Source organism: Sphingopyxis sp. H053, from assembly GCF_001468225.1.
Taxonomy (GTDB): domain Bacteria; phylum Pseudomonadota; class Alphaproteobacteria; order Sphingomonadales; family Sphingomonadaceae; genus Sphingopyxis.
This window is the reverse complement of sequence record NZ_LNRU01000005.1, coordinates 378,177-390,402: the sequence shown is the minus strand read 5'-3', so window position 1 is coordinate 390,402 and position 12,226 is coordinate 378,177. Positions and strand designations below refer to the sequence as shown.

Sequence of the window (12,226 nt, the reverse complement as noted above, 5' to 3'; positions counted from 1 at the left end):
CGCCCCCCGCGGGAATCCCAGAAACTCAGGCCGGGTCGGCGATTTCGATTCGGTTCCGCCCGCCGGCCTTGGCCTTATAAAGCGCGGCGTCGGCGGCCTTGAGCGCGGCGCGCGTGTCGCCATAGCCAAAGACGTCGGCGACCCCGCCCGAGAAGGTAATCTGGCCGAACGGCTCGTCGGTCTTGCGGTTGATCAGACGCCGGTCGGCCAGAGCCTCGCGCGCATCGTCGAGTTTTTCGGCCGCCTGCGTTGGTGTCAGGCCGCGGAACAGCATGACGAACTCTTCGCCGCCGTGACGCGCGACATGACAATGGTCGTTCGAAATCCGCGCCAGCGTGTCGGCGATCGCCTTGATGACGCGGTCGCCCGCCTCGTGGCCGTGGATATCGTTGACCTTCTTGAATTCGTCGATGTCGCAAAAGGCGATGCTCAGCGGTTCGACCGCGGCGCGCGCTTCCTTATAGTGCCGGTCGAGCAAGGCCTCGAACGCGCGGCGGTTGGGCAGACCGGTCAGATAGTCGAGCTCGGCGTCGCGTTTGGCGCGATCGAGGCTGCGGCGCAGCGCCTTCGCCTCGTCCTCGCTCTTGCGCATGTCGTCCTCGGCCTTGCGCGTGCGTTCGAGCATGACCTTGGCAAGGTCGGCGAGGCTCGAGACGATGCGCCCCGTCTTCTGCAGCTGTTCGAGATCGACGACATGCTGCTCGAGTTCGGTGCCATAGTCAGTGGTGGCGGTTCGCGCTTCTTTCGTATTCGCCTGGAACGCCTCGATATTGGTTTCGAGCCGGGTCATCAGCCGGTCGAGTTCGACGCGATCGGGCTGGCCCGCTTCCTGTTCGTCGAGTTCGTTCAGCCATTTCTGGCTGATCCCCTCGGGAGTCTGCGCCTGCGCGATCACCTGCCGCGCGAGCCGGGGATTGCGGCCCGAAAAGGCACTGTGCGCGAGCAACAGATTGGCGGGTGACACGTCGAGGTCATTATCGACGAGGAAAGAGGTGATCGATGCGGCGAGTTCGTATCGCGCCTGGCGTGCAAGGTCGTACGGCCCCGCCCCATTCGGCGGCGCATGGCCCCCTTCGGGGGGAGCGCCGCGCGATTGGCGAAGCCCCAGCCAACCCAGGAACCGTCCTACCGGCTCGTTCGATTGTGTCGCTTTGGTGGTCATGCGACATTTAACGTGTCGCGCAGGGCAGGTTTAAGCCGGATTCGTGCCAGAGAGCGCTTATCTTCGATCCTGTCTGGTCCAGATCGGAGGGATCGTCGCAATCGAAACGGCAAAACAGGAACTTAGGTCGACTTGCCGCGTGAACGATTGCGCAGGCGGGCGGTTTTCTGGCACTGAGCCTATGCGTTCGACCAGATGTTGAAGGAGCCGATCGTTGCTGGGCTGGATTTTCTTCCAACGGGATCTCGATCCGGCCCTGCCGGAGGTCCCCGAAATCCTGCGGTTTCAGGAGACCGCGGCGGCGCGCGGGATCGAACTGCATGTCCTGAAACCGCATAATTTTGACATCGTCGCGGCGCCGGTCGACGGCTGGTCGGTGCATTATGAGGGCCATTCGCTGGCCCGGCCCGACTTCATCCTGTGCCGGACGGGCGCCGAGACCGACTATTTCACGCTCGCGGTGCTCCGCCATTTCGAACGCCGCGGCGTGCGCCTGATCAACGGGCCCGAAGCGATCGACCTTGTCGCCGACAAACTCCACACGATGCAGCGGCTCGCGCGCGCCGGATTGCCGATCCCCGCGACGATCCTCGGCAAATTCCCGATCGGGGTCGACATCGTCGAGGAGGAGCTGGGTTTCCCGATGATAGTCAAGACGCTGCGCGGCACGCGCGGCACCGGCGTCCTCAAATGCGAGGACCGCAGCCAGTTCGAGGATCTCGCCGGCTTGCTCGAAAGCGCCGATGCCAAGGCCGATTTCCTGTTCCAGCATTATGTCCGGTCGAGCCACGGGCGCGACGTGCGCGTTCTCGTGATCGGCGGCCGGGTGATCGCGGCGATGGAGCGGCGCTCGCCCGCGGGCCATTTCAAATCCAACGTCTCGCTCGGCGGCGTCGGCATCGCCCATACGCCGACGGGCGAAATGGCCGACCTCGCCGCGCGCGCCGCCGACACGCTGGGGCTGGAAGTCGCCGGCATCGACATCTTGTTCGACAATGAGGGCTACCGGATCTGCGAGGCGAACAGCGCCCCGGGGTTCCAGGGGCTGGAACGCGCGTGCAGCATTGATGTGCCGGGTGCGATCTTCGACTGGATCGAGGCCAGCCATCAGGTGCAGGACCGGCCGATCAAGGCGGTGACCGGCGAGGCGCTGATCGACCTGGTGTTCGGCGGCCGGCTCAGCCTGCGCGCGGTCGGCGACCGGCTTCAGGAACCGCGCGCCTTCGCCCGCGCGGTCGGCGTCCGGCTGGTCGGCGCGGGGCTGGGGTCGGTGATGTCGTCGCTGATCCCGGGGCGGCAGGCGGCACCGCACAGCCCGGTTGCGCGCCGCCTTGAGGCGTTGCGCGCCGATGCGCGCGGCGTGCCGCTCGCGGTCGCCACTGACATCGATCAGGAACAGATTTTCCTGACCGTGCTCGGCGTGTCGATCTGGGCCGCGGTGCTGCCCTGGCTCGCGGGCGGCGAGCCGGTCTTCGCCGGTGCGCTGTCATTGATCGCGCTCTGCTTCCCTGCGGTCTTTCTCTTCACGCGCCGGACCTCGAAAACCACGCGCCGTAGGCCCGCTGCGCAATGACGATATTCGACGGGCTGACGCTCTGGGCGCTGCTGCCCTTCATTGTCGTGGGATTTGCGGCGCAGTTGATCGACAGTGCGCTCGGCATGGCGTTCGGCGTCATCGGTACCGCGTTGTTGCTCGTTCTGGGCTTGCCGCCGGTGTCGGCCTCGGCGGCGGTGCATGTCGCCGAAAGCTTTACCGGCGGCGTGTCGGGGCTGGCGCATGCGATGCAGCGCAACGTCGACTGGCGGCTGTTCCGCCGCCTCGTCGTCCCGGGGATCGTCGGCGGGCTGATCGGCGTGTGGATTTTGACCAATATCGACAACAGCATCGCGCGGCCGGTCGTGCTCGCCTATCTCGGCGCGGTCGGCATCTATCTGCTGTGGCGCGGCGCGCGGCGTCCGCAAACCTATCGCAGCATCAAGTTCGTCGGGCCGCTCGGGCTGATCGGCGGGATTGCCGACGGGTCGGGCGGCGGCGGGTGGGGCCCGATCGTCAGCGCCAATCTGCTCGCGCAGGGCGCCGAGCCGCGCACCGTCATCGGCACGGTAAACGCGTCCGAATTCTTCGTCACCGTGACGATCGCGGCCGGGTTCATCGGGACGATGGGCTGGCAAAGCTTCAGCACCGCGGCGATCGGTCTGCTGATCGGCGGGGTGATCGCCGCGCCGATCGGGGCGTATCTCGTCCGCCGCCTGCGCGCCGACTGGCTGGTCGGCGCCGCGGGCGTGCTGCTACTGCTCGCGAGCGCCTATGGCTTCCTTATGCTCATGTTCGCGCCCGTGCCGTCTTTCCGCGGTTTCTAGACGCAGCGCATCGCAAAGGCCCAGAACAGCGCCTTCTGCTGATATTCGCTTTTCAGGTCGGCGCTGCCCTGGTGGCCGCTGTCCATGTCGGTGTGCAAGAGCGCCGGGTTGCCGCTCGTCGAGCGACGCCGCACTTCGGCAACCAGCTTGGCGGGTTCCCAATAGGCGACGCGGTCGTCCTTGAGGCCGGCGGTGCAGAGCAGCGGCGGATAGGCGGCCGCCCGGACATTCTCATAGGGTGAGATCGAGGCGATATAGTCATAGGCTTTGGGATCGGCGAGCGGGTCGCCCCAGTCGGGTCGGAACAGCGGCACGAGCGGATGCGCGCCGTCGCTCATCGTGTTGAGCATGTCGACGAACGGCACCTGCGCGATCACGCCGCCCCACAAAGTCGGGGCGATATTCATGCTCGCGCCGACGAGCAGCCCGCCCGCCGACAGGCCATAGGCGACGACCTTGCCCTTCGCGGTATAGCCTTCGGCCGCCAGATGTTCCGCGCAGGCGATGAAATCGGTGAAGCTGTTGCGCTTGGTGAACTTGCGCCCGCCGAGGAACCAGCGGCGCCCTTTCTCCGACCCGCCGCGCACATGCGCGATGGCGTAGCGCCAGCCGCGATCGACGAGCGCGAGCGCGGGGATCGAAAATTCGGGATCGCTCGGCACGCCGTACGAGCCATAGCCATATTGGAGCAGCGGCGCCTTGCCATCTTTCGGCGCGCCACGGCGCGAGAGCAGGGTGATCGGCACCATTTCGCCGTCGGGCGCGGGGGCGAACAGGCGTTCGACCTCATAATCGTCGGGGTCGAAATTGGCGACCGCCTGTTTCTGGACGACATCCTGCTTGCCGCTGACCAGATCGACGCGGATCCAGCGGCGCGGCGATTTGGGCGACTGGTGGACGATCATCACCGATGACGCGCCATAGCTTTGCTCGCCCGGCAGTTCGATCGCATAGGCAGGGTCGTCGAAGGCGACCGTCTGTTCCGACCCATCGGGGCGCAGGATGACGAGCCGGTGAAGCCCGTCGACGCGCTCGAGGCGGACGAGTGCCGCCGCGAAAGGCTGGATCTGGAGGATCGGCGTGCCCGCGCGGTGCGGCACGAGCGTTGCGAGGGTGCGAAAGCTCTTCGGGTCCAGGCGCAGCAGCGCCATGTCGAACGCGTCGCCGGCATCGGTGAGCGCGATCAGCCCGCCGTTCCACTCGTCGATGTCATAGAGCACACCCGTCTTGCGCGGCCAGACGGCGGCGGGGGTTGCGGTTTCGTCGGCGGCGGACACCAGCCGCACTTCGGCGGTCTCGGGGCCGGCGAGGGTCAGCGCGATGAAGCCGTCGGCCGCCGTGCGCTTCACCTGCATGAAGATCGCGGGGTCCTTTTCCTCATAGACGAGGTCGGTGACCTTGCCGTCGGCCGAGGTGCGATAGAGTCGCGTCGGGCGGTTGCGCGCATCGCGCCAGATCCAGAACAGCCAGCGCGACGACGGCGCGAAGACGAGCCCGCCATAGCCATAGGCGTCCTTGTCGACGATCGTGCGCACCGCGCCGCTCTGATTGTCGCGGATGACAATGCGGTGGCGGTCGTTGCCGATCACATCCTCGGCCCAGGCGAAATAGCGGTGGTCGGGGCTCGGCTGATGCCCGGTGCTGCGGAAATAGGGCTGGCCCTTGGCGCGCACCGCCTCGTCGACGAGCTGCTCGGGCTTTCCGCCCTTCTTGCTGCGCGTATAGATCGCATGTGCCGCGCCGGCGGGCCGCGCCGATCCGTAGTCCCAGCCGTCCTTTTCGAGCGCCGGCGCGGCCGTGTCGCCCGACGCCCGCGCGAGCATCGCGTCGAGCAGCTTCGCGCGTTCGCCCGCTAGCGGTGCAAGGATCGCGTCAGCGTACGCATTTTCCGCCTTCAGCATCGCGCCGACGGCGTCGGGCAAATTATCGCGCGTGCGCTCGCCCGTCGCCGGGATGAACTTCATCCAGCTATAGGCATCGTCGCGCTGGCGGCCCAATTGATCGATCACATGCGAGACACGCGGCGATTGGGGTGGCGCGATTTTGGGCCAGCGTCCGGCGCCGCCCTGGTCGAGCGCCCACGCCGCGCGATTTCCCAGCAGGAGCGCGGCCATCGCGGCGCTCCCCATAAACGCGCGCCGACCCTTGTCCTCGATGTTCTGCATGCGACCCTCTCTCGCCCGGTGGGGATGTCGCGTCCAGTGTATGTCGCCCGGGTTGGCTTACTGCGCCGATCAGGCCGCCCAATCCACCGATCGGGCAAATTGGCCGCAAGCCCTCATGAAACCACGCTTTCCTGCGCCACAGGGGTGGCCCGATCCGGCTGGAAACTGGCCCGACCATCGCCGACACGCCAATTTCGCATGATAGCTTGAGCATCGGATTTTCTTACCAATAGGCATAATCAATAAGGGAGGCAAAAATGGGCTTTGCATCGATCAGGCGGGTCGCCGCATGTGGCATCTCGATCCTGGCGCTGGGGCAGGCATCGGGTGCGCTCGCGCAGGAGGTCGACGACAATGAAATCGTCGTCACCGCCGCGAAGCGCGAACAGTCGGTTCGCGACGTCAGCGGTTCGGTGTCGGCGGTCAGCGAGGCGACGCTGCAAAAGCTCAATGCCCAGAGCCTCTCCGATTACATCACCCGCGTCCCCGGCGTCATTTTCAACGACTATCAGCCGGGCGTTTCCGAAGTCGTGATCCGCGGCGTCGCCTCGTCGACCTATCATGAGGCGAACCAGGCGACGACGGGCTATTATCTCAACGAAGTGCCGCTGATCGAGCCCGGTTTCCCGCTCGTGATCCCCGACGTCGACAGCTTCGATGTCAGCCGCGTCGAGGTGCTGCGCGGGCCGCAGGGCACGCTCTTCGGCTCCTCGTCGCTCGGCGGCGCGATCAACTATGTCGTGAACGAGGCCGATCCCGCGCGCTTCGATGCGGGCTTCGAGGGCGGAGTTTCGACGACCAAGCGCGCGGGCGAGGCGAGCTATGCGGTCAAGGCGATGGTCAATGTGCCGATCGCGACCGACAAGCTCGCCGTCCGTCTCGTCGCGCTCCAGCGCTACGACGCCGGTTATCTCGACAACACGCTGCTCGGCGAGAAGGGCAGCAACGACCTGCGCGTCCGCGGTCTGCGCGGTTCGATCGTCTTCACGCCGACCGAGACGACGCGCGTCTCGGCGCTCAGCATGTATCAGGAATATGATCTCGACGATCAGACCTATGTGATCTTCGGTCCGCCCAAGACCTTCGAACGCGCCACTAACGTTGCCGAATATCAGGACACGCAGTTCATGATGCACAGCCTGCGGATCGAGCAGGATCTGGGCTTTGCGACGCTGACCGCGGTGGGCAGCTATACCGAGAAAAAGGCCGACCTGGCGTTCGACAATTCGATCTTTGGCGGCAACGACCCGCGCACCGACACCCCCGAACTCGCGAGCGGCAAGGGCAAGTCGAAGACCGAATATGGCGAACTCAGGCTCGCGTCGCCCGACGGCGGGCGTCTCCGCTGGCTGCTCGGCGTCAACTATACGCGGCTGCGTTCGAACAGCACCGACGGCACCTTTATCGAGGGCATCTCCGACTATATCGATGTCAATCCGGGCGAGTTCGGCGGGCGGCCGGGCAGCGAGCTGGCTCCCGATGACCTGGCCTCACGCACGGTCAGCAGCAACCGCGTTACCGAAAAGGCGGTTTTCGGCGAAGCATCGTTCGACATCGTCGATACGCTGACGCTGACGCTCGGCGGGCGATTGTTCGAATACCGCACCGCGCCGCGGCTGCAATATCTGCCGAACGCCGATCTGATCCCGCCCTTCGACTATGCGCCGGCTACAGCCAAGGATTCGGATTTTATCCCGAAGGCGTCGCTGACCTGGAAGCCGTCGAAGGACTTCATGATCTATGGCCTCTATTCCGAAGGGTTCCGCATCGGCGGCCTCAACGTCTATTCGCTCGCCACGGTCGGCCTGCCGCTGACCTTCGAAAGCGACACGACGAAGAATTATGAGATCGGCACGCGCTTCGACCTGATCGACCGGACGCTCAGCGTCGATTTGACCGCCTATCACATCGACTGGGGCAATATTCAGGCGCGCCTGTTCACGCCGGGCGATTTCCGCGCTTACACGGTAAACGGCGGCGGCGCGGACATCGATGGCGTCGAAATCAGCCTGAACCTGCGCCCTACGCGCAACCTCAGCTTCACCTCGAACATCGCGTATAACGACGCGCGGCTGTCGTCGCTGTTGCCCGACAGCTTCGCGCCGGGCGGCGGCTATGCAAAGGGAACGCGCTTGCCGGGTGCGTCCGAATGGACGCTGTCGAACTCGCTCGACCTGAGCTTCCCCGACATGTCGCTGAAGCCGCGCTTCGGGATCGCGCACCGCTATCTGTCGAGCGCACCCGTCGATTTCGCCGGGACGCTCGACAAGGGCGATTTCCACCTCGTCGATCTCAACGCATCGGTGACGGTGAGCGACCGGATCGAGCTCAGCTTGTTCGCGAAGAACCTGTTCAACCAATATGGCATTTTGAACGCGCCCTTCGCCTTTGCGGGCTCGGTCGCGCGGCCGCGCACGCTGGGCGCGAGCGTAAGGTTCAGCCTGAACTGATCGGCCGAATCCTCCCTGTCGCGAAGCGATGGGGAGGGGGACCGTCCGCGAAGCGGATGGTGGAGGGGCCGCGAAGCCCCTCCGTCAGCGTTTCGCGCTGCCACCTCCCACAAGGAGGATATTCCTAAAAGCCCGAGAGAAACGCGGCGACATTCTTGCCGAGGTCGCCGACGGCATAGCCACCTTCCATCACGATCAGCGTCGGCACACCGAGCGCGGAGATACGTCCCGCCAGTTCGACATAATCCTTACGCTCCAGCGCAAAGCTCGAAATCGGGTCGCTGCTGTGCGTGTCGGCGCCGAACGAGACGACGAGGAACTTCGCGCCCCAATCCGAAATCGCCGCCAGCGCAGTGTCGAGCGCGGGCGCATAGCTTTGCCCGTCGGTGCCGCGGGGGAGGGGGAGGTTGAGCGTCGTTCCTTCGCCCGCACCTTCGCCGGTCTCGTCGGCGTGCCCCCAGTAAAAGGGATAATCGGTCCGCGGGTCGGCATGGATCGAGGCGAAGAAGATGCCGGGATCTTCATAGAAGATATCCTGCGTGCCGTTGCCGTGATGATAGTCGATGTCGAGCACCGCGACCGGCCCGAGGCGGCGAACATGCGCCTCGCGCGCCGCGATCGCGGCGTTGTTGAGGTAGCAATAGCCGCCCATATAGTCGCGCCCGGCATGGTGGCCCGGCGGGCGGCACAACGCAAAGGCATGCGCCTCGCCGCTGGTTTGAAGATGATCGAGCGCGGTCAGCGCGCCCTGCGCTGACCAATAGGCCGATTCCCACGTACCCGCCGCGATCGGCGTCCCGGCGTCATAGCTGTACGCGCCAAGATCGGCGTCGATGCGGCCGAAGCTGAGCGGGCGGCGGCGCCTGACCGGGAAGGTATAGCCGATCGCGTCGCCATTGCGCCCCGCCGCGACCCAGTCGCGATGCGCGCGTTCGAGGAAGGCGAGATAGTCGGAGTCGTGAACGGCGAGCAGCGGCGCCATGCCGAAATCGCGAACAGCGCTCCAGTCGCTGAACTGTGCGACGATCGAACGCGGACGCTCGATATTTTCGGCATAGGGCACCCAGTCGCCATTGTGCAGTTCGCGCGAGGGGGCGTGGGCGGTCTGGCGATCGTCGAAGAAAAGCTTCACCTTTGTCCTTCCATCCATTTCGCGAGCGTCCGGTCGCTGTGACCCGCGACGATCTCGGCAAAGCCCACTGCGCTCTCATCCTGCCCGAGCTTGAAGCTGTGTTCGACGGAGCGGACGTGGGCGCGAAAGGCGATGATCTGGTCGAGCATCTTTTCATAGCGCGCGCCGAGGCTCGCTGTCGACCAGGCGCCACCTTCCATCTTCGCGACGAGCTGCTCGATTGCGCCCTGCGTTTCGTCGCCGACGAATTCGACCTCGACGGTGAAGCGCAACACCGCATAATTCCACGTCGGCGCCCAGTCGGGCTTCGACAACAAAGTCGTCGGAACATAGCCCGATGGCCCGTTGAACAGGATCAGCCCGCGCGGGTCAGCGCGGAAATCGGCGACCAGCGCATTACGCAGCGCACAATGGCCGAACAGCGCGACTACCGCGCCCGCATCGTCCGTCTCGGCGATCAGCGGCAGTGGGCTGGCATGGAAGGCACCCGATATCACCCAGGCGAGCGGATAGTCGGCGATCAGCTGCCCGATGTCGGCGGCGCCGCGCGGCGTGTAGAGGTCGGTCATGCCGCGACGATATCACGGATCCACGCCGCCTGCTCGTCGAGCGCGCGGCCCGCGAGGGGCGCGATCGATACCGCCTCCAGAAAGCTGTGCGTCGCCCCGCGATAGGTGACCGCGCGCGTCGGCACGCCCGCCTCTTCGAGCTTGCTGGCGAAGGCGTCGTTGCAATCGGCCAATATGTCGCACTCGGCGATGGCGAGGAACGCGGGCGGCAGGCGGGTCAGGTCGGCGTTGAGCGGCGCGACCAACGGGTCGGCAAGCTGTCCAGGGTCATCGACATAGGAGGCCCAGAAGGCGTCCATCTCGTCGGCCTCGAGCGAATAATCGCCGGCGCCGAAGCGGGCATAGCTTGGCGTCCGCTCGGGCGCGAAGGCGCCGTAATTGAGCAGCATCGCGGCGGGCAGCGGACGGCCGCGCTGGCGCTGCAACAGGCACGCCGCGACCGACAAATTCGCCCCCGCGGAATCGCCGCCGATCAGCACGCGGGTCGCATCGAGGTTCAGCGTATCCGCCTCTGCCGCGATCCAGTCGAGCGCCGCCGCGCATTCCTCCAGCGCGACGGGGAACTTGCTTTCGGGCGACAGGCTGTAATCGATGCCGAGCACCGCGATGCCCGCGCGCGCGGCATATTCGCGCATCAGCCGGTCGTGCGTGTCGATGCTGAACAGCGTCCATCCGCCTCCGTGAATATAGAGCATGACCGGCAGCTTCGCGTCGGCGACCGGGCGGTGGAGCCGCAGGCGGACGCCGCCCATGTCGATTTCGCGGCTCTCCGCCATTATCGGGCCACCCTCGCGCCACGGCGCCCGGACGCGTTCGGCGACGGCGCGGCGCGTCGCCATGCTCGCGCCCGCCGGGGCGCCATGCTCCGCATAGGCGGCGTTGATCGCGTCGACAAAGCGCCGGATATCGGGGTCGGCCATGTCGTTCTGCATGACGCTTAAGCCCTTTGACATATTTCGCTTATCCTTCTCGAAACGATCCTTGATTGCCTGATAGCTTTTGCGCGTCCCCATCTATCGCCCATTTGGGCCAATCACCGCAGCGGACAGGCCAGTGGGCGCATCATCGCTGGCCAGCGGCGCGCGCGGCCTATATTGTGTATTTGTCCAAAGCTTGTGAGGATCGGGCCATGAAGCATAGTGCCGATGTTCTGACGAACGACCGCCCGGTCATTGCGCTGCAGGATGAATATCCTGCCGGCTTCATCGATCCGATGCACAGCCACGACCATATCCAGATCCTCTACGCGTCGTCGGGGGTGATGTCGGTCCGCACGCCCGAGACCAGCTTCGTCATCCCGCCGCAACGCGCCGTATGGCTGCCCGCGGGAACACGGCACGAGGTCGCGTGCCGCGGCGCGGTGTCGCTGCGCACGCTCTACCTGCCGTGTCGGGGCGGCGAGACGGGGCACGAGTGCCGCGTTTTCGAAGTGTCGAACCTCGTCAAATCGTTGATCCTCGAGGTTGTCGATTTTCCCGCGCTCTATGATGTCGACGGGCGCGAGGGGCGGATCATCACGTTGTTGCTCGACGAGATCGGGCGCATGCCGAACGCCCCCTATCAGGTGTCGATGCCGTCGAACCCGCGCCTGCTCCGCGTCTGCAACGCGATCATCGCCGATCCGTCGGACCCGCGCGACATCGACGACTGGGCGGCGCTCGCGGCGATGGGACGGCGCACCTTCACGCGCAGCTTCAAGCTGGAAACGGGAATGGGGCTCGCCGTCTGGCGGCAGCAGGTGCGGTTGATGGAGGCGCTGTCGATGCTCGCCGCGGGCGCGTCGATCACGCAGGTCACCTACGACGTCGGTTACGACAGCCCCAGCGGCTTCGCCGCGATGTTCCGCCGCGCCTTCGGCGTGCCGCCGAGTCAATATCTGAAGCACTGACGCCCGCTGCAGCGGCGCTAATCGCCGCGCCCGCGGCCTTCGGTCGTCCGCGCCCATTCCGCGAGGTCGCCGTGCCGCTTGATCGTCTTGAGACACACCACGGTCTTCAGCCGCTGCACGCCGGGCAGTTTCGACAAATTGTGGCGGAGCAGCTCGTCGAGGTGATCGGCCGAGCGCGCAAAGATTTTGAGCAGATAGTCGCTCTCGCCCGCGGTGGTGTGGCATTCGACCACCGCGGGGTGCGCGAGCACCGCGGCTTCGAAATCGGTGTGCGCATCGAAGCGGATCTGGACTTCGACGAAGCTCTGCACCGCGAGGCCGATCGCGATCGGGTCGAGCCGCGCCGCATAGCCTTCGATGACGCCGCTTTCCTCGAGGTTTTTCACCCGCGACCAGCAGGGCGATTTGGACAGGCCGACCTGTTCGCCGAGGTCGGCGTAGGATTGCCGGCCGTCGCGTTCGAGCGCCGCAACGATTTTCCAGTCGAGCTTGTCCATGC

General features: G+C 65.7%; 10 protein-coding genes. 4 read left to right on the top strand and 6 right to left on the bottom strand.

All coding sequences use genetic code 11. The annotated features are described in order from the left end of the window. Positions 1 to 25 precede the first annotated feature (25 nt). Positions 26 to 1,162 carry a diguanylate cyclase gene (locus ATE70_RS12240; RefSeq protein ID WP_082639433.1) on the bottom strand — a complete coding sequence of 379 codons (1,137 nt, stop codon included), beginning with the start codon at positions 1,160 to 1,162 and terminating at the stop codon, positions 26 to 28. A gap of 214 nt (positions 1,163 to 1,376) precedes the next feature. Between ATE70_RS12240 and ATE70_RS12235 the strand changes: the two genes are divergently transcribed. Next, positions 1,377 to 2,735, top strand: coding sequence for an ATP-grasp domain-containing protein (locus ATE70_RS12235; protein ID WP_058538158.1), 1,359 nt, complete (start codon positions 1,377 to 1,379; stop codon positions 2,733 to 2,735). Next, positions 2,732 to 3,523: a sulfite exporter TauE/SafE family protein gene (locus ATE70_RS12230; protein ID WP_058538157.1), complete on the top strand. Its 792-nt coding sequence runs from the start codon at positions 2,732 to 2,734 to the stop codon at positions 3,521 to 3,523. The genes ATE70_RS12235 and ATE70_RS12230 overlap by 4 nt, the downstream gene beginning before the upstream one ends. Here ATE70_RS12230 and ATE70_RS12225 read toward each other — a convergent pair. Then, positions 3,520 to 5,688: a S9 family peptidase gene (locus ATE70_RS12225; protein WP_058538156.1), complete on the bottom strand. Its 2,169-nt coding sequence runs from the start codon at positions 5,686 to 5,688 to the stop codon at positions 3,520 to 3,522. The two genes, ATE70_RS12230 and ATE70_RS12225, sit on opposite strands and share 4 nt — an antisense overlap. Before the next feature lie 257 nt (positions 5,689 to 5,945). Here ATE70_RS12225 and ATE70_RS12220 point away from each other — a divergent pair, with 257 nt between their 5' ends. After that, positions 5,946 to 8,138 (top strand): TonB-dependent receptor, encoded by a 2,193-nt coding sequence (locus ATE70_RS12220; RefSeq protein WP_058538155.1) that lies wholly within the window; start codon positions 5,946 to 5,948, stop codon positions 8,136 to 8,138. A gap of 124 nt (positions 8,139 to 8,262) precedes the next feature. Here ATE70_RS12220 and ATE70_RS12215 read toward each other — a convergent pair whose 3' ends face one another. From ATE70_RS12215 to ATE70_RS12205, 3 genes are read right to left on the bottom strand one after another with little or no spacing between them, the layout of a single operon-like run. After that, entirely contained in the window at positions 8,263 to 9,270 is a 1,008-nt protein-coding gene (locus ATE70_RS12215) for a histone deacetylase family protein (protein ID WP_058538154.1), read from the bottom strand. Further along, entirely contained in the window at positions 9,267 to 9,839 is a 573-nt protein-coding gene (locus ATE70_RS12210) for an FMN-binding negative transcriptional regulator (RefSeq protein ID WP_058538153.1), read from the bottom strand. Before ATE70_RS12210 ends, ATE70_RS12215 begins: the two co-directional genes overlap by 4 nt. Further along, complete coding sequence (locus ATE70_RS12205; protein WP_058538242.1) at positions 9,836 to 10,792, bottom strand: alpha/beta hydrolase; 957 nt, start codon at positions 10,790 to 10,792, stop codon at positions 9,836 to 9,838. Before ATE70_RS12205 ends, ATE70_RS12210 begins: the two co-directional genes overlap by 4 nt. Positions 10,793 to 10,968: 176 nt before the next feature. Between ATE70_RS12205 and ATE70_RS12200 the strand changes: the two genes are divergently transcribed. Next, positions 10,969 to 11,727: an AraC family transcriptional regulator gene (locus ATE70_RS12200; protein WP_058538152.1), complete on the top strand. Its 759-nt coding sequence runs from the start codon at positions 10,969 to 10,971 to the stop codon at positions 11,725 to 11,727. A 17-nt stretch (positions 11,728 to 11,744) separates the two neighbouring features. Here the strand turns inward: ATE70_RS12200 and ATE70_RS12195 are convergent, their stop codons facing one another. Next, complete coding sequence (locus ATE70_RS12195; protein ID WP_058538151.1) at positions 11,745 to 12,224, bottom strand: Lrp/AsnC family transcriptional regulator; 480 nt, start codon at positions 12,222 to 12,224, stop codon at positions 11,745 to 11,747. Between the last annotated feature and the right edge of the window lie 2 nt (positions 12,225 to 12,226).

Coding starts and splice junctions, on each gene's coding strand:
- ATE70_RS12210 (WP_058538153.1), bottom strand. CDS start 9,839: ATGACCGACCTCTACACGCCGCGCGGCGCCGCCGACATCGGGCAGCTG.
- ATE70_RS12205 (WP_058538242.1), bottom strand. CDS start 10,792: ATGTCAAAGGGCTTAAGCGTCATGCAGAACGACATGGCCGACCCCGAT.
- ATE70_RS12225 (WP_058538156.1), bottom strand. CDS start 5,688: ATGCAGAACATCGAGGACAAGGGTCGGCGCGCGTTTATGGGGAGCGCC.
- ATE70_RS12220 (WP_058538155.1), top strand. CDS start 5,946: ATGGGCTTTGCATCGATCAGGCGGGTCGCCGCATGTGGCATCTCGATC.
- ATE70_RS12200 (WP_058538152.1), top strand. CDS start 10,969: ATGAAGCATAGTGCCGATGTTCTGACGAACGACCGCCCGGTCATTGCG.
- ATE70_RS12240 (WP_082639433.1), bottom strand. CDS start 1,162: ATGACCACCAAAGCGACACAATCGAACGAGCCGGTAGGACGGTTCCTG.
- ATE70_RS12230 (WP_058538157.1), top strand. CDS start 2,732: ATGACGATATTCGACGGGCTGACGCTCTGGGCGCTGCTGCCCTTCATT.
- ATE70_RS12195 (WP_058538151.1), bottom strand. CDS start 12,224: ATGGACAAGCTCGACTGGAAAATCGTTGCGGCGCTCGAACGCGACGGC.